Annotated in this window: 20 protein-coding genes; 10 read left to right on the forward strand and 10 right to left on the reverse strand. The window is 66.4% G+C overall.

The genetic code is table 11. The annotated features are described in order from the left end of the window. Positions 1–708: 708 nt before the first annotated feature. Positions 709–1,134: a c-type cytochrome gene (locus AC3A4E_RS08155; RefSeq protein WP_487630999.1), complete on the reverse strand. Its 426-nt coding sequence runs from the start codon at positions 1,132–1,134 to the stop codon at positions 709–711. A gap of 8 nt (positions 1,135–1,142) precedes the next feature. Further along, complete coding sequence (locus AC3A4E_RS08160) at positions 1,143–1,538, reverse strand: c-type cytochrome (RefSeq protein WP_487631000.1); 396 nt, start codon at positions 1,536–1,538, stop codon at positions 1,143–1,145. Positions 1,539–1,782: 244 nt separating this feature from the next. Here AC3A4E_RS08160 and AC3A4E_RS08165 point away from each other — a divergent pair, with 244 nt between their 5' ends. The 3 genes from AC3A4E_RS08165 to AC3A4E_RS08175 are packed head-to-tail and all read left to right on the forward strand — an operon-like array spanning position 1,783 to position 9,490. Beyond that, the gene (locus AC3A4E_RS08165; protein WP_487631001.1) at positions 1,783–2,904 is read left to right on the forward strand and encodes an efflux RND transporter periplasmic adaptor subunit; all 1,122 of its coding nucleotides are present in this window, start codon (positions 1,783–1,785) and stop codon (positions 2,902–2,904) included. Then, positions 2,904–6,410 (forward strand): efflux RND transporter permease subunit, encoded by a 3,507-nt coding sequence (locus AC3A4E_RS08170; protein ID WP_487631002.1) that lies wholly within the window; start codon positions 2,904–2,906, stop codon positions 6,408–6,410. Before AC3A4E_RS08165 ends, AC3A4E_RS08170 begins: the two co-directional genes overlap by 1 nt. Further along, positions 6,407–9,490 (forward strand): efflux RND transporter permease subunit, encoded by a 3,084-nt coding sequence (locus AC3A4E_RS08175; RefSeq protein ID WP_487631003.1) that lies wholly within the window; start codon positions 6,407–6,409, stop codon positions 9,488–9,490. The genes AC3A4E_RS08170 and AC3A4E_RS08175 overlap by 4 nt, the downstream gene beginning before the upstream one ends. Before the next feature lie 325 nt (positions 9,491–9,815). Here the strand turns inward: AC3A4E_RS08175 and AC3A4E_RS08180 are convergent, their stop codons facing one another. From AC3A4E_RS08180 to ykgO, 5 genes are all read right to left on the reverse strand, one after another. Continuing rightward, on the reverse strand, positions 9,816–11,024 hold the full coding sequence (locus AC3A4E_RS08180; protein WP_487631004.1) for a TraB/GumN family protein: 1,209 nt from the start codon (positions 11,022–11,024) through the stop codon (positions 9,816–9,818). 64 nt (positions 11,025–11,088) lie between these two features. Then, complete coding sequence (locus tag AC3A4E_RS08185) at positions 11,089–11,991, reverse strand: carbon-nitrogen hydrolase (protein ID WP_487631005.1); 903 nt, start codon at positions 11,989–11,991, stop codon at positions 11,089–11,091. 161 nt (positions 11,992–12,152) lie between these two features. Then, positions 12,153–13,211, reverse strand: coding sequence for an agmatine deiminase family protein (locus AC3A4E_RS08190; RefSeq protein ID WP_487631006.1), 1,059 nt, complete (start codon positions 13,209–13,211; stop codon positions 12,153–12,155). A 4-nt stretch (positions 13,212–13,215) separates the two neighbouring features. Continuing rightward, positions 13,216–13,557, reverse strand: coding sequence for a hypothetical protein (locus AC3A4E_RS08195; RefSeq protein WP_487631007.1), 342 nt, complete (start codon positions 13,555–13,557; stop codon positions 13,216–13,218). 172 nt (positions 13,558–13,729) lie between these two features. Continuing rightward, positions 13,730–13,855, reverse strand: a complete 126-nt coding sequence (gene ykgO / locus AC3A4E_RS08200) for a type B 50S ribosomal protein L36 (RefSeq protein WP_005913193.1) — start codon at positions 13,853–13,855, stop codon at positions 13,730–13,732. Positions 13,856–13,969: 114 nt separating this feature from the next. Between ykgO and cmk the strand changes: the two genes are divergently transcribed. From cmk to galU, 7 genes are all read left to right on the forward strand, one after another. After that, complete coding sequence (cmk, locus tag AC3A4E_RS08205) at positions 13,970–14,647, forward strand: (d)CMP kinase (protein ID WP_487631008.1); 678 nt, start codon at positions 13,970–13,972, stop codon at positions 14,645–14,647. Positions 14,648–14,899: 252 nt separating this feature from the next. After that, positions 14,900–16,588 carry a 30S ribosomal protein S1 gene (rpsA, locus tag AC3A4E_RS08210; protein WP_487631009.1) on the forward strand — a complete coding sequence of 563 codons (1,689 nt, stop codon included), beginning with the start codon at positions 14,900–14,902 and terminating at the stop codon, positions 16,586–16,588. A 63-nt stretch (positions 16,589–16,651) separates the two neighbouring features. After that, positions 16,652–16,954, forward strand: coding sequence for an integration host factor subunit beta (locus AC3A4E_RS08215; protein WP_487631010.1), 303 nt, complete (start codon positions 16,652–16,654; stop codon positions 16,952–16,954). A 182-nt stretch (positions 16,955–17,136) separates the two neighbouring features. Further along, complete coding sequence (gene lapB / locus AC3A4E_RS08220; RefSeq protein ID WP_487631011.1) at positions 17,137–18,315, forward strand: lipopolysaccharide assembly protein LapB; 1,179 nt, start codon at positions 17,137–17,139, stop codon at positions 18,313–18,315. After that, positions 18,316–19,314, forward strand: coding sequence for an MraY family glycosyltransferase (locus tag AC3A4E_RS08225; protein WP_487631012.1), 999 nt, complete (start codon positions 18,316–18,318; stop codon positions 19,312–19,314). A 12-nt stretch (positions 19,315–19,326) separates the two neighbouring features. After that, positions 19,327–21,237 (forward strand): polysaccharide biosynthesis protein, encoded by a 1,911-nt coding sequence (locus AC3A4E_RS08230; protein ID WP_487631013.1) that lies wholly within the window; start codon positions 19,327–19,329, stop codon positions 21,235–21,237. After that, the gene (galU, locus tag AC3A4E_RS08235) at positions 21,234–22,136 is read left to right on the forward strand and encodes a UTP--glucose-1-phosphate uridylyltransferase GalU (protein ID WP_487631014.1); all 903 of its coding nucleotides are present in this window, start codon (positions 21,234–21,236) and stop codon (positions 22,134–22,136) included. The genes AC3A4E_RS08230 and galU overlap by 4 nt, the downstream gene beginning before the upstream one ends. 340 nt (positions 22,137–22,476) lie before the next feature. Here the strand turns inward: galU and tsf are convergent, their stop codons facing one another. The 3 genes from tsf to AC3A4E_RS08250 all read right to left on the reverse strand — a co-directional run bounded on the left by tsf (position 22,477) and on the right by AC3A4E_RS08250 (position 25,561). Continuing rightward, positions 22,477–23,355, reverse strand: a complete 879-nt coding sequence (tsf, locus tag AC3A4E_RS08240; RefSeq protein WP_487631015.1) for a translation elongation factor Ts — start codon at positions 23,353–23,355, stop codon at positions 22,477–22,479. A 132-nt stretch (positions 23,356–23,487) separates the two neighbouring features. Beyond that, positions 23,488–24,291 carry a 30S ribosomal protein S2 gene (gene rpsB, locus AC3A4E_RS08245; protein WP_487631016.1) on the reverse strand — a complete coding sequence of 268 codons (804 nt, stop codon included), beginning with the start codon at positions 24,289–24,291 and terminating at the stop codon, positions 23,488–23,490. Positions 24,292–24,550: 259 nt separating this feature from the next. Beyond that, positions 24,551–25,561, reverse strand: coding sequence for a Csu type fimbrial protein (locus tag AC3A4E_RS08250; protein ID WP_487631017.1), 1,011 nt, complete (start codon positions 25,559–25,561; stop codon positions 24,551–24,553). Position 25,562: the final 1 nt, after the last annotated feature.

Here is a 25,562-nt window from a genome sequence, read left to right on the forward strand (position 1 = left end):
GCGGCTGTATCGCGGCGGATCGCGTCCGGCGAAGACGGTTTGACTCACGCCTTCGGCGCTCGCCCTTCGGGCCGGCTTCGCCGTTCGCCAGTGCAGTCGCACTGGCGTGCTTACTTTTGCCAAGACAAAAGTAAGCCGCGCGACAGCGCGGAAGTCCTGTACTTGATCTTCGCTCATGCGATTGATTCTTTGCTTCGAACATCAAGGTCGCACAGCGACAAGCGAAGAAGCTTGAGCAAGTACAGGGCTTTCGCTCGCTGCGCGTGCGAGTCCCTTTTGGAGGGACCCAAAAGGAACCAAAAGGTCCCTTCGCCGGACGCGAGCCGACGCGATGAAGCCGCGTCGGTTCCCTGTGCTCCTCGCCTGACGCGGCACATTGGGACCTTCACGGTTCCGCAGCCCAAACTCGCTGCGCTCAGACATGGGCTGCTCTTCGGCCACGCCAGGCTCCGGTGCTCGGCTCGCTTTACGGCTCGATTCAAGTCAAAGGCTGAAAGCCAAAGCCAAAGCCAAAGCCAAAGCCAAAGCCGGAGCCGGAGCCGGAGCCGGAGCCGAGCCAGTGCAGAAAAACACAGGCACGCCTCGGGACCAGGCCGAAACCTGGTCAGATCAAATTAAAGAACGCCCGGTCGGGGAGTGACTGGCGCATGCCCACCAGAACGGACACGCGACATCAAGCGGCGCGAACACAGCGCCGCCCAAACGACCTCAACGGTCGTGCGCCCCGCGCAGGTCACGCAGCTGGCTCGGCTGGGCCGCAAAGTACGCGGCGAGATCGGCGATCTGCTGGTCGCTCAAGCCGGTGGCCTGCTGCGACATCAGCGCGTGTTCGCGGTCGCCGTCGCGGTAGGCCTGCAGCGAGTGGGCGAGGTAGTCGCGGAACTGGCCGCCGATCTTCGGGTAGGTCGGATCGATCGGTGCGTTGCCGCCAGCGCCGTGGCAGTCGATGCAGGTCTGGCCGGTGGCCGCGCTCTTGACGTTGGCAGCCTGTTCGCCGGCCTCGCTGGTCCCCGAGGGCAGGCCGGCGGACGAACTGCGTGCGGGCTGGGCGTCGGGATCGTGCGACTGGCCGCCGCAAGCGGCCAACAGGCCGAGCAGCACGAGGGCGGGCAGGGTGCGGATGGATCGGGTCATGGCGCCGCTCACTTGGTCAACTCCGACAGGAACGCGGCGATGTCGGCGATGTCCTGGTCGGTGAAGCTCTGCGCCTGGGCCTGCATCGTCGGATGCCGGCGGGTGCCGCGCTTGTACTCGTGCAGCGCATTGACCAGGTACTCGGGTGACTGGCCGCCGATCTTCGGCACGTGATAGTGCGGATACACGTTGCGGTAGCCCTCCACGCCGTGGCAGCCCTGGCAGGTATAGGTGAGCTGGCGGCCCGTGTCGGCATTGCCGGCCAGCGGCGCGTTCGTCGCCTCCGGTGCCGCCGGCGCCGTCTCCGGGGTGGGCGCAGCAGGTGCGGGCGTCTCCTGTGCGGAGACGACCGACACGGGCAGGGCAAGGGCGAAACAGGCGGCGAGCGTCAGCAGTCGCGTCATCTGGGTATCCGCAATCCTGAATGGCTGAAAGTGCTGTCTGGGAAGCGTGATGCGGTCGCGCAGCCGGGTGGCACTGCATGAACCGGCGCACAACACGGCCAGTATAGCCACGCCCGGAAGGCAAACCCAATGCGGTGCAGCAAAGGCCTGCGTGCCCGGACGTCACCATGACCAATGGCGGATGGGATGTCATGTCTGGGTGATATACCTTCCTACTACACCGTAGGGGTCACATCGAATCCACATGTACACACCGCATGCCTTCGCGTCCGCCGGACGCGTTCTGACCGGCGCCATCCTCGTCGCCGCCGCCCTGGGTCTCTCCGCGTGCAAGGGGGGTGGCGACGCCCAGGCGACGCCCGGAGATGCCACGCCGGCGCCGGTTCCGGTGGAGACCGAGGCGGTCGTGCGCCGCAGCGTCGCCGCAAGCTATGTGGGCACTGCGTCGCTGGAAGTCCCGCGCGGCGCTGATGTGGTCGCCAAGACCTCGGGGATCGCGCTGGAGGTGCTGGTCGAGGAGGGCGACACGGTCCGTGCCGGGCAGCAGCTCGTCCGGCTCGATCCCGATCGCGCGCGCCTGGCGGTCCTGCAGAGCCGTGCCACGCTGGGCAAGCTGGAGAACAGCTACCGGCGTGCGCAGCAGCTGGTCGGCCAGCAGATGATCAGCGCCAACGATCTCGACCAGATCAAATTCGATCTCGACACCGCGCGTGCGCAGCACGAGATGGCGCAGCTGGAACTCTCCTACACCGCTGTCACGGCGCCGATCTCCGGGGTGATCTCGCAGCGCATGATCCGGACCGGCAACTTCGTTCAGATCAATACGCCGATCTTCAGCATCGTCGACAACGCACGCATCGAAGCGACGCTCAACGTGCCCGAGCGCGAACTGCGCGTCCTCAAGCGTGGCCAGCCGGTGCGCCTGAGCGTGGACGCGGTGCCCGGCGAGACGTTCGAAGGCGTCGTCGAGCGCGTCGCGCCGATCGTGGAATCGCGCAGCGGCACCTTCCGCGTGGTCACCGCATTCGCCGGTAACGAAGCGCTGCGTGCGGGCATGTTCGGCCGCATCCACGTCGACTACGACCAGCGTGCGGATGCGCTGGTGATTCCGCGCAGCGCACTGCTCGACGATGGCGACGAGACCGCGGTGTTCACCGTGCGCGACGGCAAGGCCGTGCGGGTGCCCGTGGAACTGGGCTACATCGACGGCAACCTGATCGAAGTCCGCAGCGGCCTCGAACAAGGCGATCCGGTGGTCACCGCCGGCAAGGTCGCGCTGCGCGAAGGCAGCACGGTGCAGGTGATCGGTGAAGCACCGGTTGCCGCAGCGCCTGCAGCCGCCGAAGCCAAGAGCGACGCGAAGTAATGGCCGGCGCGCCGCACGACGGCCCCGCCGGCGACGGCCCGGCCGCGGATCCGCACGCCGCACCGCCGGGACGTTTCGATCTCGTCGAGTTCTCCACGCGTCGCCGGGTGACGGTGTGGATGGTAGCCATCAGCCTGATGCTGTTCGGCCTGATCGCGTTGACCAACCTCAAGGTCAACCTGCTCCCCGACCTCAGCTATCCCACGCTGACGGTGCGCACCGAATACACAGGCGCGGCGCCGTCCGAGATCGAGACGCTGGTCAGCGAGCCGGTCGAGGAAGCTGTGGGCGTGGTCAAGGGCGTGCGCAAGCTGCGCTCGATCTCGCGTACCGGCCAGAGCGACGTGGTACTGGAGTTCGCCTGGGGCACCGACATGGACCAGGCGAGTCTGGAGGTGCGCGACAAACTCGAAACCCTGTCACTGCCGTTGGAAGTCACGCCGCCGGTGCTCCTGCGCTTCAACCCGTCGACCGAGCCGATCCTGCGCCTCGCGCTGACGGCAGGCGCGGACGGTGGCGAGGTCGATGCGCTCACCCGCATGCGCCGCTACGCCGACGACGATCTCAAGAAGAAGCTCGAACCGGTGATCGGCGTGGCCGCGATCAAGGTGGGCGGTGGCTTCGAGGATGAGGTGCAGGTCGATCTCGATCTGCAGCAGCTGGCGCGCATCGGTCTGCCGATCGAAAACGTGATCCAGCGCCTGCAGCAGGAAAACATCAACCTGTCCGGCGGTCGGCTCGACCAGGGCACGCAGCGTTACCTCGTGCGCACGGTCAACCAGTTCTCGAGCATCGAGCAGATCGGCGAGATGCTGGTCGCCACGCAGTCGGGCGGCGACAACGCGGCCGCCAGCGCGGCGCAGCAGATGGCGGCGATCGCCGCGGCCAGTGGTTCGCAGGCAGTGCTGGCGGCAGCGGCATCGGTGCAGAGCGCGTCGGGTGCCGACGGCGCTTCGATCGCGGGCGGCCGTGCGATCCGCCTGCGCGATATCGCCACCGTGCGGCAGGGGTTCAAGGAGCGCGAAAGCATCATCCGGCTCGGCGGCGACGAAGCGGTCGAGCTGGCGATCTACAAGGAAGGCGACGCCAATACGGTGTCCACCGCCGATGCGGTGCAGGCGCGGCTGGACGTCATCCGCAAGGACCTTCCGTCGGGCATGACCCTGACCGTCGTCGACGACCAGTCGAAGTTCGTGCGCGCGGCGATCAACGACGTGCGGACCGATGCGCTGATCGGCGGCACGCTGGCGGTGCTGATCATCTTCCTGTTCCTGCGCAACGGCTGGAGCACGCTGGTGGTGAGCCTGTCGCTGCCGGTGTCGATCATCACCACGTTCTTCTTCATGGACCAGCTGGGGCTGAGCCTCAACGTGATGTCGCTGGGCGGACTCGCACTGGCGACCGGTCTGGTGGTGGACGACTCGATCGTGGTGCTGGAAAGCATCGCCAAGGCGCGCGAACGCGGGCTGGGAATTCTGGAAGCGGCGATTACCGGCACCCGCGAGGTCGGTATGGCGGTCGTGGCATCGACCCTGACGATCATCGCGGTGTTCCTGCCGCTGGTATTTGTCGAAGGCATCGCCGGGCAGCTGTTCCGCGACCAGGCGTTGACCATCGCGATCGCGGTCAGCGTGTCGCTGCTGGTGGCGCTGACGCTGATTCCGATGCTGGCTTCGCTCAAGGGACGGCCGCCGATGGCGTTCCCGGAAGAACCTGCGCATCCGCAGTGGCGCCCCGAAAGCCGTTGGCAGAAGCCGGTCGCGGCGACCGGCCGTGGCGTCGGCGCCGGTATCCGCGGCCTGCTGTTCGGCATCGTGTGGCTGGTGATCCGCGCGTGGCGCGGCGTGTCGCGTGTCGTCGGTGGCGTGATGGGACGCGCCAGCGATGTGGCGATGGCGCCCTACAACCGCGCCGAACACGGCTACCTGCGGATGCTGCCCGCTGCGCTCGCGCGGCCGTGGCTGGTCCTGGGGGCCGCGACCGCGGTGTTCCTGGTCAGCCTGCTGGCAGTGCCGCTGCTCGGCACCGACCTGATCCCGCAGCTGGCGCAGGACAGGTTCGAGATGACCGCCAAGCTGCCGCCCGGCACGCCGCTGCGCGAGACAGACCGCATCATGCGCGAGGTGCAACAGGCGCACGCCGGCGACGAAGGTGTGGAGCTGCTGTTCGGTGTCAGCGGCAGCGGCACCCGCCTGGACGCGAATCCGACCGAGAGCGGTGAGAACATCGGCAAGCTCAGCATCGTCATGAGCGGTGGCGGCAGCCGCGAGTTCGAGGCGCAGCAGAGTGATCGCCTGCGCGAGACGATGCAGCAGTATCCGGGCGTCGCGGTCGACTTCTCGCGTCCGCAGATCTTCAGCTTCTCCACGCCGCTCGAAATCGAGCTGCGCGGGCAGGATCTCGACGGTCTGGCCCGGGCGGGTCAGCGTATGGCCGAGCTGCTGCGTGCGAATCCGCACTACGCCGACGTCAAGAGCACGGTGGAGCAGGGCTTTCCCGAGATCCAGATCGTGTTCGACCAGGAACGGGCCGGCGCCTTCGGCCTGACCACGCGGCAGATCGCGGATGCGGTGGTGCGCGCGGTGCGCGGCGAGGTGGCGACGCGCTACAACTTCCGCGACCGCAAGATCGACGTGCTGGTGCGTGCACAGGAAAGCGAACGCGATTCGGTCGACCGCATCCGCAATCTCATCGTCAATCCGGGCGGCGGTTCGGCGATCCGGCTCGACGCCGTGGCCGATGTCATCGCCACCATCGGCCCGAGCGAGATCCACCGCGCCGATCAGGGTCGCGTGGCGGTCGTGTCGGCCAACCTGCGCGGCATCGATCTGGGCACCGCGATGGACGAAGTGCGGAAGATGGTCGCGGAGAATCCGCTCGGTCCCGAAGTCGGCATGCACATCGGCGGACAGGGTGAGGAACTCGCCGAGTCGATGCGCTCGCTGCTGATGGCGTTCACGCTGGCGATCTTCCTCGTCTATCTGGTGATGGCGTCGCAGTTCGAATCGCTGCTGCACCCGTTCGTGATCCTGTTCACCATCCCGCTGGCGATGGTCGGTGCGATCGGCGCACTGCTGCTGACCGGCAACACGATCTCGGTGGTCGCCTTCATCGGTCTGATCCTGATGGTCGGGCTGGTGGTCAAGAACGCGATCATCCTGATCGACAAGGTCAACCAGTTGCGCGAGGCGGGTGTCGCCAAGCGCGAAGCGCTGGTCGAGGGCGCGCGCTCGCGCCTGCGGCCGATCATCATGACCACGCTCTCGACGCTGTTCGGTTTCCTGCCGCTGGCGCTCGCGTTCGGTGACGGTGCCGAGGTGCGCTCGCCGATGGCGATCGTGGTCATGGGCGGTCTCGCGGTGTCGACGGTGCTCACGCTGCTGGTGATCCCGGTCGTCTACGACCTGCTCGATCGCAAGTCCGATGCCTACTACGCCGAACGCGGCCGCCGCGCACGACTGGGCGCCGCTGCCGACCTCGCCGGACCGGAGACCCGCGCGTCATGAGCATCGCCGAGCTGAGCCTGCGTCGCCCGGTCACCACCATCATGTGTTTCATTTCGATGGTGGTGATCGGCCTGATCGCATCGGTGCGCCTGCCGCTGGAGGCGCTGCCGGACATCTCGATGCCGATCCTGTTCGTGCAGCTGCCGTATGCCGGCTCCACGCCGGCCGAGGCCGAACAGAACCTGCTGCGTCCGGCGGAAGAGACATTGGCGACGATGAGCGGCATCAAGCGCATGCGCGGCCAGGCGAATGCCGATGGCGCAAGCGTGCTGCTCGAGTTCAGCGACTGGGACCGCGACATCGCGATCGGCGCGGCGGAAGCCCGAGAACGCATCGATTCGATCCGCGGCGATCTGCCTGACGATTTCCGCCGCTACTTCGTCTTCAAGTGGTCGAGCAGCGACGAGCCGGTGCTGCGGTTGCGGCTGGCGGCGAACGTGGATCTGTCGGGCAGTTACGAGATGATCGACCGCCAGCTCAAGCGGCGACTCGAACGGGTACCGGGTGTCGCGCGCGTGGAGATCAGCGGCGCGGCGCCGAACGAGGTCGAGATCGCCGTCGAGCCCGATCGTCTGACCGCGCACGACATCGCGCTCGACGAGCTGGCCACGCGCCTGCGCGCGCTGAATTTCTCGGTGTCGGCGGGCCAGATCCTCGATGGCGGCCAGCGCCTGCGCGTGCAGCCGATCGGCGAGATCGCCGACCTGCAGCAGCTGCGGGACCTGGTGATCAACCAGCAGGGCCTGCGTCTGTCGGACATCGCCGACGTGCGCTTCAAGCCGCAGCGCATGGACTACGGCCGCCGCCTCGACGGTCGCGCGGCAGTGGGCCTGGAGATCTACAAGGAGCGCGATGCGAACCTCGTGGAGGTGTCGCGCGCGGTGCTGTCCGAGGTGGAAGCGGCGCGCAGCGAGCCGGGGCTGGAGGATATCGACGTCAAGATCACCCAGAACATGGGTGAGGAAGTCACGTCCTCGCTGCTGGAACTGGTGGAAGCCGGCGCCATCGGCCTGGTGCTGTCGATCATCGTGCTGTACTTCTTCCTGCGCCACTGGCCGTCCACGCTGATGGTGACGCTGGCGATTCCGATCTGTTTCATCATCACCCTCGGCTTCATGCACTTCTTCGACGTCACGCTCAACGTGCTGTCGCTGATGGGGCTGCTGCTCGCGGTCGGCATGCTCGTCGACAACGCCGTGGTGGTGGTGGAAAGCATCTACCAGGAACGCGAACGTCTTCCCGACCAGCCTTGGCTGGCCTCGGTGCTGGGCACGCGCCATGTCGCGATCGCGCTGTCGGCCGGCACGCTGTGCCACTGCATCGTGTTCGTGCCCAACCTGCTGGGTGAGACCAACAACATCAGCATCTTCATGAGCCAGCTCGCGATCACCATCTCGGTGTCGCTGCTGGCCTCGTGGCTGGTTGCGGTGAGCCTGATTCCGATGATGTCGGCGCGCATGAAGACACCGCCGGCGGTGGCGCGTCCCGACGGCCTGATTCCGCGCATGCAGCGGCGCTATGCACGCGTGTTGCGCTGGTCGCTGCAGCACCGTGGCTGGAGCGTGCTGGGCATCCTGCTGGTGGTCGCGGTCAGCGTGTTTCCCGCGACCCAGATCAAGTTCGACATGTTCGGCGGCGGCAGTGGCGGCAAGGAAATCCAGCTCTACTACCAGTGGAAGGGCAGCTACAACCTGCAGCAGCGTTCCGACGAGGTGCGTCGCTTCGAGGATTTCCTCGACGAGCGGCGCGGGGATTTCCGCATCCGTCAGCTGTATTCGTGGTTCGGCGAGGGTGGCGACTCGGGCACGATGATCACCTTCGACGACTCCGTCGGCGACACCAAGGCCCTGACCGAAGCGATCAGCCAGGCGCTGCCCAAGTCCGCGCGTGCGGAGGTCGGCGTGCGTGAAGGCAACCAGGGTGGTGGCGGTGGCCCGGCAGGGCAGGGCGTGACGGTGCAACTGGTCGGCGACTCGACCCAGGTGCTGCGCGAGATCGCCGACAGCGTGATTCCGCTGCTGTCCGCCAATCCGTCGCTGCGCGACGTCCGCGTGGACTCGGGTGATCTCAACCACGAGCTCACGATCCGCGTCGATCGCGATCGAGCGGCCGCGTTCGGCTTCAGTGCCGAGCAGGTGTCGAACTTCGTCGGTCTGGCCTTGCGGGGCACGCAGTTGCGCGAGTTCCGTCGCGGCGAGGACGAAGTGCCGGTGTGGGTCCGGTTCGCGGGCGCCGAGCAGTACAGCGAGGCCGACATCGCCAGCTTCATGGTGCGGGCACCCGACGGGCGCAGCGTGCCGTTGACCAGCCTGGTGGAGATGCGCGTGGAGCCGTCGGCCAACCGTATCGTGCGCGTGGACCGACAGACCTCGCTGACGCTGCAGGCCGGCCTGGCCGGCGATGCCTCGATGCCGGATGCGCGCAAGGCACTGGAACAGACGCTGGAGGCGGTTTCGTTCCCCGCCGGGTATGGCTACACGTTCTCGGGCAGCGGCTTCGAAGACGACTCGGCTGCCTTCAGGCAGATGTCATTCAATCTGCTGATCGCGCTGATCATGATCTACGTGGTGATGGCGGCGGTGTTCGAGTCGTTGCTGTTCCCGGCCGCGATCATGAGCTGCGTGGTGTTCTCGGTGTTCGGCGTGTTCTGGCTGTTCTGGCTCACCGGCACGGCGTTCACGGTGATGGCCTTCATCGGTATTCTCGTGCTGATGGGCGTGGTGGTGAACAACGGCATCATCATGGTCGAGCACATCAACAATCTGCGACGACGCGGCATGTCGCGTCTCGACGCGCTGGTCGAAGGCAGCCGGGAGCGTCTGCGCCCGATCCTGATGACGATGGGCACGGCGATTCTCGCGATGATTCCGATCTCGCTCAGCGATACCGTCGTGCTGGGCGGCCTGGCCTACTCGCCGATGGCACGCGCGGTGGCGGGTGGTCTGGCGTTCTCGACCGTGGTCAGTCTGCTGTTCCTGCCCACGATCTACGCGATCCTCGACGACATGCGGCACGGCACCGTGCGCATGATCCGGCGGGCACGGGGCGTGCAGACGCCTGCGGTCGCCGCCACGCCATAACGCGGCACGGGTATCCGGCAGCTGGCATCACCAGCTGCCGATGCCTCGCGGCGGCGGGCAGACTGATCCGGCTTCGCCGGCCGATCGGATGTTCTTCAGGGCGTTCGGCACGCGTCGCTCCCGAGCGCGTCGATCACGTCGGGCAGGTGACTGGCGGTCCGGGATCGTGCCGCCAGCCTGTCCGAAGTGATGTGCCTTTCGGCGCCCGGTACGCGAATTCGCAGGGCAGGATGCACGCGTCGAATGACAGCGCGTCCCGGGAAACACATCGACGGTAGGCGGCGTGCATTACACGCGCACCGGAGTTTCCGCCGGTTGCCCCGGATCAGGAAAACACTTTTCCTGCGATGCGCAGCCCGGCCACCCAGACCCCGATACTCGAGCCGAGGTTGGCGAACAGGAAGCTCAGGATCGTCCGCGAGACGCGGTTGCGGTACCAGCCACGCAGCGTGCCGGCGTCGTCGCGCAGCGACAGGAAGTCGTTGTACGCCGGCTTGCGGATATAGGCCTCGACCAGCGCACTGAAGAGGCCCGGCGAGATGCCCGGTGGCCGGATCGGTTTCAGTGGCGCGGCGATCGCGGCGGCAAGAATGCCGAGCGGATGCGACAGCGCGGCCAGTGCGCCGAGTGCCGCGAAACTGGCGGTGATGACGACCCATTCCTTGACCAGTTGCCGGCCCAGCTCCGCGCCGCCCTGGTAATACCCCCAGCCGATCATCGCCAGGATCAGCAGCGTGATCGCGGTCATGACCCATTTCAGGCTGTTGCCGGGTGGTGCGTGCTCGAGCTCCTCGCGCGTCTGCGCGGGCGTACGGGTGTCATCGGCGAGATGGCGTGCGAGGCCCGCAAGATGGCCCGCGCCGACGACCGCCAGCACTTCGCGCGCGTCACCGGCCTGCTCACGCAGCTTCGCGGCCATGTACCGGTCGCGTTCGCTGATGATCGCCTCGTACAGCTGCGGGCTGCTCTTGGCGAACTCGCCGAAACTCGACTCCAGCATGTCGCCCTGCTTGAGCTTCTCGATCTCGTCTTCGTCGAGGTCATCGGTGGTCATCAGTCCACCGAGCAGGCTGCCGACGAGCTTCATGCGGCCGAGGAAGCCGAGCTTCCTGGATGCACGCTTGAACGTCAGTCCGACATCGCGATCGATCAGTGCAACCGGCAGTTCGCGTTCCCGGGCGAGGGTGACCGCGCGCTTGAGTTCGGCACCGGGCTCGATGCCGAGTTGTTCGGCAAGCCGGCGCTGGTAGGCGGCCAGCGCCAGATTGGCGGCGAACAGGGCAACCCGGCCCCTGCGGATCACGTCGACGAGGTTGAGTTTCGCCAGCGCGTCCGGATCGCTGATCGCCTGCAGACGCTGCGGGTCGAGTTCCACCGCAACCGTGTCGAACGCGCCGCTGCCGATCGCATCCTCGACCGCCTCCACGCTGACTCTGGAGACGTGGGCGGTTCCCAGCAGGGTGTAGCGCACGCCGTCACGTTCGACGACTGCATGTGGCTGGGATTGCCAGGAGGTGGCGGGGGAATCGGTCATCGTGGCGTCGTGGTCCAGGTACGGAATGTAAAGGCGGCGCTGCCGTGGACGGCAGCCCGCGCGTTCAATCGATGTAGCGCTTGAGCAGGTCGCCGTAGGCGTCGATGCGACGGTCGCGCAGGAACGGCCAGATGCGACGCACGTGCTCGCTGCGGCCCAGATCCACTTCGCAGGTCAACACGGTCGGGTCGGTACCCGCTTCGGCGAGGAACTCGCCCTGCGGACCGAGCACGTGACTGTTGCCCCAGAAGTCGATGCCGGACGCGCAGACCGGCGACGGCTCGTGGCCGACGCGATTGCACGACAGCACCGGCAACCCGTTCGCGACCGCGTGGCCGCGATGGCTGAGGATCCAGGCATCCCGTTGACGCTTCTTTTCGTCGTCCGCGTCGCTCGGATCCCAACCGATCGCGGTCGGGTACAGCAGCAGGTCCGCACCCGCCAGCGCCATCAGACGCGCGGCTTCCGGATACCACTGGTCCCAGCACACGAGCAGGCCGAGCCGGCCGACCGAGGTGTCGATCGGCTTGAATCCGATGTCGCCCGGCGTGAAGTAGAACTTCTCGTAGAAGCCCGGGTCGTCGGGGATGTGCATCTTGCGGTACTTGCCCGCCGTGCTGCCGTCCGCGTCGAAGACCACGCCGGTGTTGTGGTACAGCCCGGCGGCGCGGCGCTCGAACAGCGAGCTGACCAGCACGACCTTGTGCTGCTTGGCCAACGCGGCGAGACGCTCGGTGCTCGGGCCGGGAATCGGCTCGGCAAGATCGAATTCGTCGACCGATTCGTGCTGGCAGAAGTAGGCACCGTTGTGCAGCTCCTGCAGCAGCACGAGCTTGGCGCCCTGTTTCGCGGCTTCGGCGACGCGCGCTTCGATGATCGACAGGTTGGCGTCGGCATTGCCGGCGCCCTGGTCGATGACGGCGCGCTCCTGGATCAGCGCGACAGGCAACGTGGTCTTGCGGGACATGGATTCGAACCCTTGGAGTTAGGACGACATGCTAACGCGACGTCGTAAGCGGCTCTGGCCGGTTCACGCGTGCCGCGTGTGTGCAGGTGCAATGGTGTCGCCCCGGACGTACGCAAGCCCATCCTGGTGTCGTGCGCGGGCCACCGTACAGGCGGCCGCGATCAGGCGTGATCGACGGGCTCGCGCAACAGGCCTGCAGGCAACTGCATGGTGATGCAGTGCAGACTGCCGTTCTGCCAGATCAGCGGACGGCACGGCACCTGCACGATCTCGCGACCGGGATGCGCCTGCGCGAGCACCGCCGCCGCGGCATCGTCGGCCGGATCGCCGTAGGCCGGCATCAGCACCGCGCCATTGAGGATCAGGTAGTTCGCATAGCTCGCAGCGAGACGGCGCCCGTCATCGAGCACCGGCTGTGCCCACGGCAGCGGAAACAGCCGATACGGCACGCCATCGCGGGTGCGCAGCGCCGAGATGTCTTCGGCCATCGCCTGCAGTTCCGCATGGTGCGGATCGTCCACGTCGTCGCAGGCCTGGAACACGATCGCGTCGTCCGGTGCGAAGCGGGCGAGGGTGTCGATATGCGCGTCGGTGTCGTCGCCTTCCAGATAGCCGTGGTCGAGCCACAGCACGCGATCCTGGACGAGCCAGTCGGACAGCTTCGCGGTCAGCGTCTCGCGCGAGGCTTCTGGATGGCGTTCGTGGAGGCAACGCCAGGTCGTCAGCAACGTACCGGCGCCATCGGTCTCGATCGCACCGCCTTCGAGCGCGAAGTCGATCTCGCGTCGCTGCGCTTCCGGGGCGAAGACGCCGGCGCCGTGCAGATGGCCGACCAGCAGATCGTCCTGGCTCGCATCGAACTTGCCGCCCCAGCCGGTGAAGCGGAAATCGTTGAGCAGAAAGGCGTCATCGCCACGGCGCAGCGAAATCGGACCCGAGTCGCGCAGCCAGGTGTCGTCGTAGGCCGCTTCGACGAAACGCACCCGCGTCATGTCGATGCGGTTCGACGCCAGCCGCACGAAGGCGTAGCTCTGGATGTCCTCGTCCGGCACGCAGATCACGACCGGCTGGAAGCGGGTGATTGCCGCGACCAGCGCGATGTACGTGTCTTCGACCTCGCCCAGGCGCGCGGCCCAGTCGGTGTCTTCGTTCGGCCAGGCGATCAGGATCGCGGACTGGGGTTCCCACTCCGCGGGGAAGCGCAATGCGTGTTCGGTCATGGACTCAACGGATGGCGGGCTTGGGGCCGATCTCCGACGCCGTGGCACGGTTGGCGACGGTGTCGATGACCCGGTTCCGCTCGAAATAGACGGTGAAGGTGGGGTAGACCCAGCGGTTGATCGTCGGCCACTGGCGCTTCTGGCCGCCACGCGGATCCATGCGCTCGCTCGGTGCGCCGAAGCTGGCTTCGACATCGGCCATCGACATGCCACGCGCCGGTACGCCGACGCCGGCGGCCTGCCTGGTGCGATCGACCAGCAACGTGTCTGCAGCGGCGGGCGTGCTGGCGAGCAGCGCGCAACCGAGCGCGGCACCTGCGAGGATCGAAGCGAAGGAACGCGACATGGCGAGGACTCCGGAGCAGGGTGGCGATGGACGATCAGTGAAGCGGTGCACGTTTATTTAGCAGAATTCGCGCGACGGCGATGCGTGCACGGGCAGCATGCCCAGAACGAAGAAAGGCCGCATCGCTGCGGCCTTTCTCGCGTGCCCGCCGCTTGCGCGGTGGCAACGCGTCTCAGCGCTGGCGCGCCTTGAAACGCGGGTTGGACTTGCAGATCACGAAGACCTTGCCGCGGCGACGCACAACCTTGCAATCGCGGTGGCGGGTCTTCGCCGACTTCAGGGACGACAGGACCTTCATGGTGAACCTCTGGTATGGGATACAAACAGCAAGCCCGCTATTCTAGCTGCTCTTTCCCACACGATTCAAGCGCTTGGCTCTGTCGCAAGGCGGGGCGGCGCGCAGGAGGCGCAGATGACGGCCACGGTGCCGGTTTTGACGATCGACGGGCCTTCGGGTTCGGGCAAGGGCACCATCAGCCGCGCGGTCGCGCAGCGACTGGGTTGGCATTATCTGGATTCGGGCGCGCTGTATCGCGCGGTCGGCGTGGCCGCGGGCTGGGCCGATCTGGATCTCGACGACGGCGGGGCGCTGGTGCGCTGCACCTTCGATACGACCATCGCATTCGACGAGAGCGGCGAGGAGCTGCGTGTCCTGGTCAACGGCCATGACGCGACCGACGAGCTGCGGACCGAGACGGCGGGCGCCGCTGCGTCGGCCATCGCGGCGATCCCGGAGGTCCGTGCCGCGCTGAAGGACCGGCAACGTGCATTCAGGGTTGCACCGGGCCTGGTCGCCGACGGTCGTGACATGGGCACGGTGATCTTCCCGGACGCCGGGTGGAAGGTGTTCCTGACCGCGAGTGCCGACGAGCGGGCGGAGCGCCGCTATAAACAGTTGAAGAACAAGGGGGTTTCAGTCACAATGGACGGTCTGCTGCGCGAGATCCTCGCCCGCGACGCCCGCGATGCCAACCGTGCGGTGGCGCCGTTGCGGCCGGCCGAAGACGCCGTCCGTATCGACACCACCGGTCAGGGAATCGAGGCCGTCGTCGACCGGGTGCTCGCGTTGCTGCCCGCACGCAACGCCTGACCGGTCCACGGTCGGGCGCCTGCTGCAGGTCGGGTGGGCGGTTCCAGCCTGCTCCGGCGTTGTTGGAAGTGTGACATTCCATCGCTGTACCGCTGTGCCCCAAGTCGGCGTCCGGATTGCTCCGGCCGCCGGTCCATTCACCTCAACACTCACGGCCCTGCAATCCCGCGACGGCCGACCAACGGGTGGACTGCCGGCAACACGCGCTGACAAGGCGCCGCCACGCAGTCTGAGTCAACCAGGTATCTACCAATGACCGAATCATTCGCAGAACTGTTCGAAGCCAGTCAGACCAATCTGGCCAAGCTCAAGCCGGGCGCCATCGTCACCGGCATCGTCGTGCAGGTGCGCACCGACGTCGTCGTGATCAACGCCGGCCTGAAGTCGGAAGGCATCGTGCCGATCGAGCAGTTCCGTAACGAGGCCGGCGAGATCGACGTCGCGGAAGGCGACACCGTCAAGGTGGCGCTGGACGCGCTCGAGAACGGCTTCGGCGAGACCGTGCTGTCGCGCGAGAAGGCCAAGCGCGCCATGGTGTGGGACGAGCTCGAAGAAGCGCTCGAGAAGAACGAGACCATCACCGGTCGCATCAGCGGCAAGGTCAAGGGCGGCTTCACCGTCGACATCAAGGACGTCCGCGCATTCCTGCCGGGCTCGCTGGTCGACGTGCGTCCGGTCCGTGACCCGGTCTACCTCGAGGGCAAGGAACTCGAGTTCAAGCTGATCAAGCTGGACCGCAAGCGCAACAACGTCGTCGTCTCGCGCCGCGCAGTCGTCGAGAGCGAGCACTCGGAAGAGCGCGAGCAGCTGATGGAGAAGCTGGTCGAGGGCGCGGTGCTGAAGGGCGTCGTCAAGAACCTGACCGATTACGGCGCGTTCGTGGACCTCGGCGGCATCGACGGCCTGCTGCACATCACCGACATGGCCTGGAAGCGCGTGCGCCATCCGTCCGAAGTCGTGGAAGTGGGCCAGGAGCTCGAAGTCCGCGTGCTGAAGTACGACCGCGAGCGCAACCGCGTCAGCCTCGGCCTGAAGCAGCTGGGCGAGGATCCGTGGGACAACATCGCCCGCCGTTACCCGTCCAACACCCGCGTGTTCGGCAAGGTCTCCAACGTCACCGATTACGGCGCGTTCGTCGAGATCGAGCCGGGCGTCGAAGGTCTGGTGCACGTGTCCGAGATGGACTGGACCAACAAGAACGTCAACCCGTCCAAGGTGGTGCAGGTCGGTGACGAACTCGAAGTCATGGTGCTCGACGTCGACGAAGAGCGTCGCCGCATCTCGCTCGGCATCAAGCAGGTCACCTCGAACCCGTGGGAGACCTTCGCGGCCATCCACAAGAAGGGTGACAAGGTCGACGGCCAGATCAAGTCGATCACCGACTTCGGCATCTTCATCGGCCTGGACGGCGGTATCGACGGCCTGATCCACCTGTCGGACATCGCGTGGAACTCCACCGGTGAAGACGTGGCTCGCGCGTTCAAGAAGGGCGACACCGTCGAAGCCGTCGTGCTGGCGGTCGATCCGGAGCGCGAGCGCATCTCGCTGGGCGTCAAGCAGCTCGAGCAAGACCCGATGGGTCAGTTCATGGCCAACACCCCGCGTGGTTCGAAGGTCACCGGCACCGTCAAGGAAGTCGACGCCAAGGGCGCGATGATCGACCTGGGTGAAGGCGTGGAAGGCTATGTGCAGGCGCGTGACATCAGCGACCAGCGCATCGACGACGCCAGCCAGCACCTGAAGGTCGGCCAGGAAATCGAAGCCAAGTACTTCGGTGTGGATCGCAAGACCCGCGTCCTGCAGCTGTCGATCAAGGCGAAGGACGAGGCGGAAACCGCCGAGACCCTGGCCGAGTACAACAAGCAGGCATCGGAAGCGTCGAGCGGCACCACCAAGCTGGGCGCGCTGCTGCGCGAACAGCTCGGCAACAAGGGCGAGTAAGCCCATGCGGCGCCGGTCCGGGAGTATCCCGGGCCGGCGCTGTCGCATCTGCAAGAACGAGACATGACCAAGTCGGAACTCATCGAACTGCTGACCCAGCGCCAGGCGCACCTCAAGGGCGAGGACGTCGACCTTGCGGTCAAGGCCATGCTCGAGATGATGGGCGGCGCACTGGCCGCCGGCGATCGGATCGAGGTCCGTGGTTTCGGCAGCTTCTCGCTCCACTTCCGGCCGCCGCGCACCGGGCGCAATCCCAAGACCGGCGATGCCGTCGCGCTGCCGGGCAAGCATGTGCCCCATTTCAAGCCGGGCAAGGAGTTGCGCGATCGCGTCAGCGACGTGCATCCGATGCCGGCTGAAGATTGATCGCCCGAGGCGGTCCCATATTTTCTTTCACGCATGTCCCTGCGGATCTCCGCATGGTTGGCGTGCAGGATCGTCAAGCGGGTAGGATCGCCGATGCACCTTCGGCGTCGGCGCATTGCGCGCCTCACCCGTGTCGATCCCGGTCGCGCTTCCGCGGCCGATCCATCGTTGGAGCATGATCCATGGCGTTTGTCACCGAGTGGTTCTGGTTCTTCCTGCTGTTGCCGATCGCGGCCCTCAGTGGCTGGGTGATCGGTCGCCGCGGCGGCGAGCGCCACAGCGACACCCAGGTCAGCCGGCTGTCCACGACGTATTTCCGTGGCCTGAACTATCTGCTCAACGAGCAGCCCGACAAGGCGATCGAGCTGTTCCTGCACATCGCCGAACTCGACAAGGACACGTTCGAGACCCAGGTGGCGCTCGGACATCTGTTCCGCCGTCGCGGTGAAGTCGATCGCGCGATCCGCCTGCACCAGGGGCTCGTCCAGCGTCCCGACCTCAACGACCAGCAGAAGGTCCAGGCCCTGCTTGCGCTGGGCGAGGACTATATGAAGTCCGGTCTGCTCGATCGCGCGGAGACGGTGTTCACCGATCTGGCGCGGATCGACCAGCGTGCACCGCAGGCGTTGCGGCATCTGATCGGCATCTACCAGTCAGAGCGCGACTGGCCCAAGGCGATCGAGAACGCGACACGTTACGAGACCGCGACGGGTGAGCCGATGGGCAAACTGATCGCGCAGTTCGAATGCGAACTGGCCGATCGCCTCCGCTCGGCCGGTGACGTCGATGCCGCACGCAGTGCCGTGCAGCGTGCCTACGCCGCCGATTCGGGTTCCGTGCGTGCAGGCATTCTGGAAGGTCGCATCGAGATCGACGCCGGCAACGACCCGGCTGCAATCCGAGCATTCGAGCGCGCGGCACGTCACGACACGGATTTCCTGCCCGAAATCCTCGCGCCGTTGCTGTCGGCGTACGAGCGCGTCGGCGACGTGCCCGGCGCGCGCAATTTCCTGTCGCAGATGACCGAGCACTACAAGGGCGTTGCGCCCGTGCTGGCGCTGACGCGTCTGGTCGAGCAGGAGGAGGGCGTGCACGCGGCGCGGACCTATCTGGCGCGACAGCTCAAGGACCGTCCTTCAGTCCGTGGCGAGGCGGCGCTGATCGATCTGACGCTTGCGGACGGCGTCGATCATGTCGGCACCTTGCAGGAACTGCGCCTGATCACCGAGCAACTGCTGGTGCGCAACCCGAGCTACCGCTGCAAGCAATGCGGCTTCGGCGCGCGCAGCCATCACTGGCAATGCCCCAGCTGCAAGGAGTGGGGCACCATCAAGCCGCTGCTCAATTACGCAGTGGTCTGAGTGGTGGCACCCACGTTTGCCGCGGCGGTGCTGTGCACCGGTGCGTTTCTGGCAGCCCTGCTGTTGACCGCGCTCGCGCGGCAATATGCCTTGCGTCATCACTTGGTGGATATCCCCGGGGAGCGCCGCAGTCACGCGGCCGCTACGCCAAGGGGCGGCGGCGTGGCCATCGTCGCCGTCGTGCTGCCGGTGATGCTGTGGCTGGGGCTGGCGAGGGACGGTGTCGACTCCGTCCTGCTCGCGGGCGCGTGCGGGCTTGCGCTCGTCGCCGGGATCGGCTGGATGGACGATCACAGGCCGCTGTCGCCCTGGAGCCGGCTGGCCGTGCACCTGGTTGCCGCGGCGTTGCTGGTGCTCGGCGTTCTGTGGGCAGGCGGGCCGGTGTGGTGGGCCGCGATGACGTTCGTGCTGGCGCTGGGGCTGGTCAACGTCTGGAATTTCATGGACGGGATCAACGGCATTGCCTCGACCCAGGCGATCCTGGTGGCGGTCGCGTGTCTGTTGCTGGGGCTGCAAGGCAGTGGCGGTCTGCTGGCATGCGCGGTGATGGCCGCATGCGCGGGCTTCCTGCCGTTCAATTTCCCCAAGGCCAGAATTTTTCTGGGCGACGTCGGCAGCGGTGCGCTGGGGTACCTCGTTGCGTGCCTGATCGCCACTGCGGCGGTCACGGGCCCCGTGGATGCACTGGTGTGGTGGATTCCGCTGTCCGCATTTCTGGTTGACGCCGCGTTGACATTGCTGGCGCGCATCATTCGCGGCGAACGCTGGTGGGCACCGCACGTACAGCATGCCTATCAGCGCTGCATCCAGATGGGGCATTCGCATGCCGGCGTCACCACCGCTTACGCCGTCTGGACCCTGCTGTCGATGCCTGTCGCAGTCTGGATGGCAAGTGCATCTTCATCCGCTATCATCGGAGCGTCAGCCACGTGGTATGTCATCGCCACTGTCATCTGGCTCTGGATCCGGGACCGGCATCGCCGGCAGCAGGTGTCGTAAGGATGCGACCGAATGAGTGATTTCAAGGCAAGACTGGGCGTGCTTCTGCCACGCGCAGCGGTGTTCGTGCACGACCTGGCGATGGTGTGGCTGTGCTGGGTCGGACTGCACCAGTTCCGGCATTCCGTCATGCAGGGCGCACCGGCGTTCTCGCTGTGGTCGACGGAGATCGTCCTCATCCTGTTCGCGCAAGGCCTGATCTTCTGGCGTGTAGGCCTGTATCGCGGGGTCTGGCGGTTCGCGAGCGTCCCGGACCTGATGAACATCGTGAAGGCCTCGATCCTGGGCCTGATGGCGATCATGCTGGTGCTGTTCGTCTACAACCGTCTGGATCTGGTGCCGCGCACCGTACTGGTCACCTACCCGCTGCTGCTGGCGGCGCTGCTGGGCATGCCGCGGCTTCTGTACCGCGCGTGGAAGGATCACGGCATGGTGCGGACACACCAATCCGCCGTGCGCGTCCTGATTCTGGGCGCGGGTCAGGCGGGCGAGGCGCTCGTGCGCGATCTGCGCCGTACCGGCGCCTATGACCCGGTCGGGTTTCTCGACGACGCGCCCAAGCTGCGCGGCAGCCAGCTGCAGGGTCTGCCGGTCCTGGGCCGCATTGCGGATCTCGAAACGGTGGCCCCGGAAACCGCGGCCAAGCTGCTCGTGATCGCGATGCCGTCCGTCGACGCGGCGGAGATGCGCAAGGTCGTGGCGGCCTGCGAGCGGACCAGCCTGCCTTTCCGCACCGTTCCCCGGCTCGACGATCTGCTGGAAGGGCGCTCGCTGCCCGGCGAACTGAAAGAGGTCGCGATCGAGGACCTGCTCGGTCGCAAACCGGTGACGCCGGACTGGAAAGCGATCCGCGCGTGGTTGCGCGGGCGCAGTGTGCTGATCACCGGCGCCGGTGGCTCGATCGGGTCGGAACTGTGCCGCCAGTGCGCCCGCAACGGAACCGCGCAGATCGCGCTTGTCGAGATGGACGAGCTCGCGCTGACGCGCATCGAAAGCGAACTGCGGCGCGACTTCCCGCGCATCGAACTGATTCCTGTCCTGGGTGATTGCGGTGATGCGGCAGTAATCGCACATGCGATGCGCCTGTCGAAGCCCGATGCGGTGTTCCACGCAGCTGCCTACAAGCAGGTGCCGGTACTCGAAGCCCAGTTGCGCGAGGGCGTTCGCAACAACGTACTCGCGACACGTGTCGTGGCACACGCTGCGATCGAGCATCGCGTGGGCACGTTCGTGCTTATTTCCACCGACAAGGCCGTGGATCCGGTCAACGTGCTCGGCGCGACCAAGCGGCTGGCGGAAATGGTCTGCCAGGGTCTGGCCGGCACATCCGTCACCGACTTCATCACCGTCCGGTTCGGCAACGTGCTCGACTCGGCCGGCAGCGTGGTGCCGTTGTTCCGCGAGCAGATCCGGCGCGGCGGCCCGGTGACGGTCACCGATCCTGAAGTGACGCGTTACTTCATGACGATTCCAGAGGCCTGTCAGCTGATCATGCAATCGGTTGCGATCGGCTCGCCGCAGGCGGTCTACACGCTCGACATGGGCGAACCAGTTTCGATCCGGTTGCTGGCCGAGGAGATGATCCGTCTGGCCGGCAAACATCCGGGCCATGACGTCGCCATCGTGTACTCCGGATTGCGACCGGGCGAGAAGCTGCACGAGACACTCTTCCACGCCGACGAACGTTATCGGCCCACTGCGCATCCGAAGATTCTCCAGGCCGATGCACGCCCAGTCCAGACGGAGAGGCTCGGCATCGCACTGGCCAAACTCCAGGATGGTGTCCTGCGTTACGACCTGGATCTGCTCGCTGTCTCATTACGCGAAGCGGTGCCGGAATTCGCGCCGCTGGTTTCGTCTGCTGCACACAACAGTGGTGCGACAATCGTGGCGTTTCCCCCACGACACGCGAGACAGCTATGACGCAAAGGATCCGCAAGGCGGTGTTCCCGGTTGCAGGACTGGGCACCCGCTTCCTGCCTGCGACGAAGACGGTACCCAAGGAAATGCTGCCGATCGTCGATCGGCCCCTGATCCAGTACGCGGTGGACGAAGCGATCGAGGCGGGCTGCGACACGCTCGTGTTCGTGACCAACCGCTACAAGCACGCAATCGGCGACTACTTCGACAAGGCCTATGAACTTGAGGATCGACTCGAGGCGGCGGGCAAGCATGAACTGCTGGAAAAGGTGCGTCGTCCGTTGCCCGATGGGGTTCAGGCGATCTTCGTGACCCAGCCCGAAGCGCGTGGTCTCGGCCATGCAGTGCTGTGCGCGCGTGCGGTCATCGGCGATGAGCCGTTCGCGGTCATGCTGCCAGACGATCTGCTGTGGAACCGCAACGGCGCCGGTGCGCTGAGGCAGATGGCCGATGCCCACGAGGCGACCGGCGCGAGCATGATCGCGGTCCAGGATGTCGCGCGCGAGCAGACCGCCAGCTACGGCATCGTGGCGACCGACGCGTTCGACGGCCGCCACGGCCGTATCAATGCGATGGTGGAGAAGCCCAGGCCCGAGGATGCACCGAGCACCTTGGCGGTCGTAGGACGCTATGTGCTAGACGGCCGCATCTTCGAATTGCTGGAGAAGACCAGGCCGGGGGCGGGTGGCGAGATCCAGCTGACCGACGCGATCGCGGCGTTGCTGGCCGAACAGCCGGTGCACGCCTACCGCTTCAAGGGTGTGCGCTTCGACTGCGGCACGCATCTCGGGCTGATCGAGGCGACGATCCGTTACGCGCTCGACAACGAGAAGCTCAGCGGGCCTGCGGCGCTGCTGATGCGCAATGCGCTCGAGGAACTCGGCGTCCGCGATCTGGAGTGATCCGCGCTGCTTTGTGATCGGACCTGGAACGCCCCGTGACCGGGGCGTTTTCGTATCCGGGACATCGGCATCGAGGTGCCGCGCTGGCGCGCCCGCACATCCAGGGAGATGCGGGCGTCTGCGCGCATCAGCCACGGCGGAGGATGCGTTGCATCCGAAGCGGCGGCGAGGCCTCACAAGAGCGTGTGCGTTCGCGCCATGGGGTGTAGTTGCGCGAAGCCTGACCGGAGGCTCGTCGCATCGACGCTCGTCCGGTCCGCCCGGGATAAAAAAAACGCGCCTTCCGGCGCGTTTTTTTCCGATCACCTGGCGACGCCAGGGGCGTCGCGGGTGGGGATGATCAGGCCAGACCGGCCTGCTTCATCACTTCGGCGGCGTAATCCTCGACCACCTTCTCGATGCCCTCGCCAACGGCCAGGCGCTGGTAACCGACGACTTCTGCACCGGCGGCCTTGAGCACGGCCTCGACGGTCTTGTCGGTGTCGAGCACGTAGGGCTGACCGTACAGGGTGACTTCGTTGACGATCTTGTTGATCTTGCCGCTGATGATCTTCTCGAGGATATCGGCCGGCTTGCTCTTGTCCTTCTCGGACATCTTGGCCAGCTCGATTTCCTTTTCCTTCTCGACGAAGTCGGTCGGGACGTCGGCCGCCTTGTTGTAGGGCGGGTTCATCGCCGCCACGTGCATCGCAAGACCGCGGGCCAGGTCGGCATCGCCGCCCTTGAGCTCGACCAGCACGCCGATACGGCCGCCGTGGACGTAGGCAGCGATGTTGTTGTCGCTCTGCACGCGGACCAGGCGACGCACCTGCACGTTCTCGCCGACCTTGGAAATCACCGCGGCGCGGGTTTCCTCGATCGTCTCGCCGGACTCGACCTTCGCAGCCTTCAGAGCCTCGACGTCCGCGGCACCGGACGACAGTGCGGTCTGGGCGACGGTGTCGATGAAGCGCAGGAAGTTGTCGTCCTTGGCGACGAAGTCGGTCTCGGAGTTGATCTCGACGAGGACGGCGGTGGTGTCGTTCTGCGCGGCGGCGATACGGCCTTCGGCAGCAACGCGATCGGCCTTCTTGTCAGCCTTGGCCAGACCCGACTTGCGCAGGGCTTCTGCAGCGGCGTCGATGTTGCCGCCGGTTTCGCTGAGCGCCTTCTTGCACTCCATCATGCCGGCGCCGGTGCGCTCGCGCAGTTCCTTGACAAGGGATGCGGTGATTTCCATTGGAGACCTCTGAATTCGGGAGATGTCGGCAGGCAATGGCCCGCCCTCGATGTATCGGCGCCAGCGGCACACAGGTCCGCGCATGACGCGAGGCGCGGCCGCCCAGCATGGGACGGCCGCATGTCGCAGCGGTTACTCGGCCGCAGGTGCCGCTTCGGCCTGGGCGTCGTCGGCCTTCTTGCCGCGCGGGGCGCGGGCCGGCTTCTCGCCGCCTTCGGCGAACTCTTCCTCGCGCACATTGGCCGCGCTCGGAGTCGCAGCCTTGCCTTCCAGCACGGCGTCGGCCGCGGCGTTCGCGTACAGCTGCACGGCGCGGATGGCGTCGTCGTTGCCCGGGATCGCGTAGTCGACCAGGGCCGGATCGTAGTTCGTGTCGACGACCGCGATCACCGGGATGCCGAGCTTCTTGGCTTCCTTGATGGCGATGTCTTCATGGCCGATGTCGATGACGAACAGCGCGTCGGGCAGACGGTTCATGTCCTTGATGCCGCCCAGCGAGGCTTCCAGCTTGTCGCGCTCGCGGCGCAGGCCCAGCACTTCGTGCTTGACCAGCTTCTCGAACGTGCCGTCGGTCTCGGCTGCTTCCAGCTCCTTCAGACGCGACACCGACTTCTTCACCGTGGCGAAGTTGGTCAGCGTGCCGCCCAGCCAGCGCTGGGTCATGAACGGCATACCGCAACGCTCGGCTTCTTCCTTGATCGCTTCGCGGGCGCTGCGCTTGGTGCCGATGAACAGGATCATGCCGCGCTTCTGCGCGATACCCGAGATGAAGTTCATCGCGTCGTTGAACAGCGGAACGGTCTTCTCGAGGTTGATGATGTGGATCTTGCCGCGGGCACCGAAGATGTACGGCGACATCTTGGGGTTCCAGTAGCGCGTCTGGTGGCCGAAATGGACACCGGCTTCGAGCATCTGGCGCATGGTGATCTGGGGCATGGTGGAACTCCTGGCAGTGGAACCGGCCGCCACGGAAGGGTATGGGCGGTTGCGCCGCACGGGGCGGGGCAGTGGTTCCGGGGTTGAGCCTCCCTGTCGCCTCCGTGACCGAACCTCTTGCGAGGCACCCCGGCACGGGCTGTTGCGGCAGGTGTGGATTTGCCGGTGACGCCCGGCATTGGCGACCCGGTCTCCCGGGCAGCCGCCGATCATACGCCGGCTGTGGCATCGGAGCAATCAGGCGGCGCCAGCGTGCGGTTCAGTAGGTGATCGTGACCTGGACCGTGTCGGTGTACGTTCCTGCCGGGACGGTCTGGGGACCGGGTATCCGGCCATAGATGGACAGCGACTGGTTGCCGCCGGTCCCGGTGCCCGGCACGGCGCCGGTCGCGGTGGTCGCGCCCCAGCGCTGGTTCCGCGCGGCGTTGCTGTAGAGCTCGTAGTTCACGTAACTCGACCCGCCCGTGCCCAGGCGCATCCGTCGCGTGTTGCCCGAGGCATGGTTGCCGTTGTCGAGCCCCACCGTCCACGCGGTGCGCCCGGTGCAGTTGAATGCCAGCGTGGCGATCCGGTCGATCCCGCCCGTCACCCTTCCCGGCACGGTGCCGAAGCCCATCGGCGTGACGCTGGTGATGGTGCAGCGGCTCGGGACCGGTGCCGTCGCGGTGAACGGGAAGGTGACGCTGCCACCGCCGAGTCCGCCACTGGTGCAGGACGGCGGCAGGGCAGGTACGCCGACCAGCTGGTTGCTGTAGCGGTAGTCGAGGCGGGTTTCCATGCCGGTGAACGCATTGCTGAAAATGCCGGCCGACAGCGCACCTTGCGCCGGGACGCGGCCATAGACGGGAATGCTGAGACTGCCGGAGGCCCCTAGCGCGAGCACCGTGTATTCGAGCGTGGCTTCGAGCGGCGTCGGTGCGGCCGCCGCGCCGGTACTGCCCCACACCAGGGTCCGCGACAGGTCCCGGTAGATCTGGAACTGCAGCGGGTCGCCTTCGGCGTTGCGCATGCGGCGCGGTGTGTACTGTCCGCCACCCGCGATACCCGCGCCGATGTTGAGGCACATGCGGACCCGGACCGTCGAGAGCAGCGTGACGTTGAGCGTGGAGCAATTCACCGTCACCACGCCGTTGGCATCGACCGGCGTCGTGCCCGCCACGCTGCCGAACGCCAGTGGCGTCGCGCTGGCGGTACACGTGGTCGAGGCCCGGACCGGAGGTGGAGCACTGGCCATTGCGGCGCTGCCGAGGACCAGCAGCATGCTTTTCATC

The organism is Luteimonas sp. Soil_N_1 (assembly GCF_057656255.1).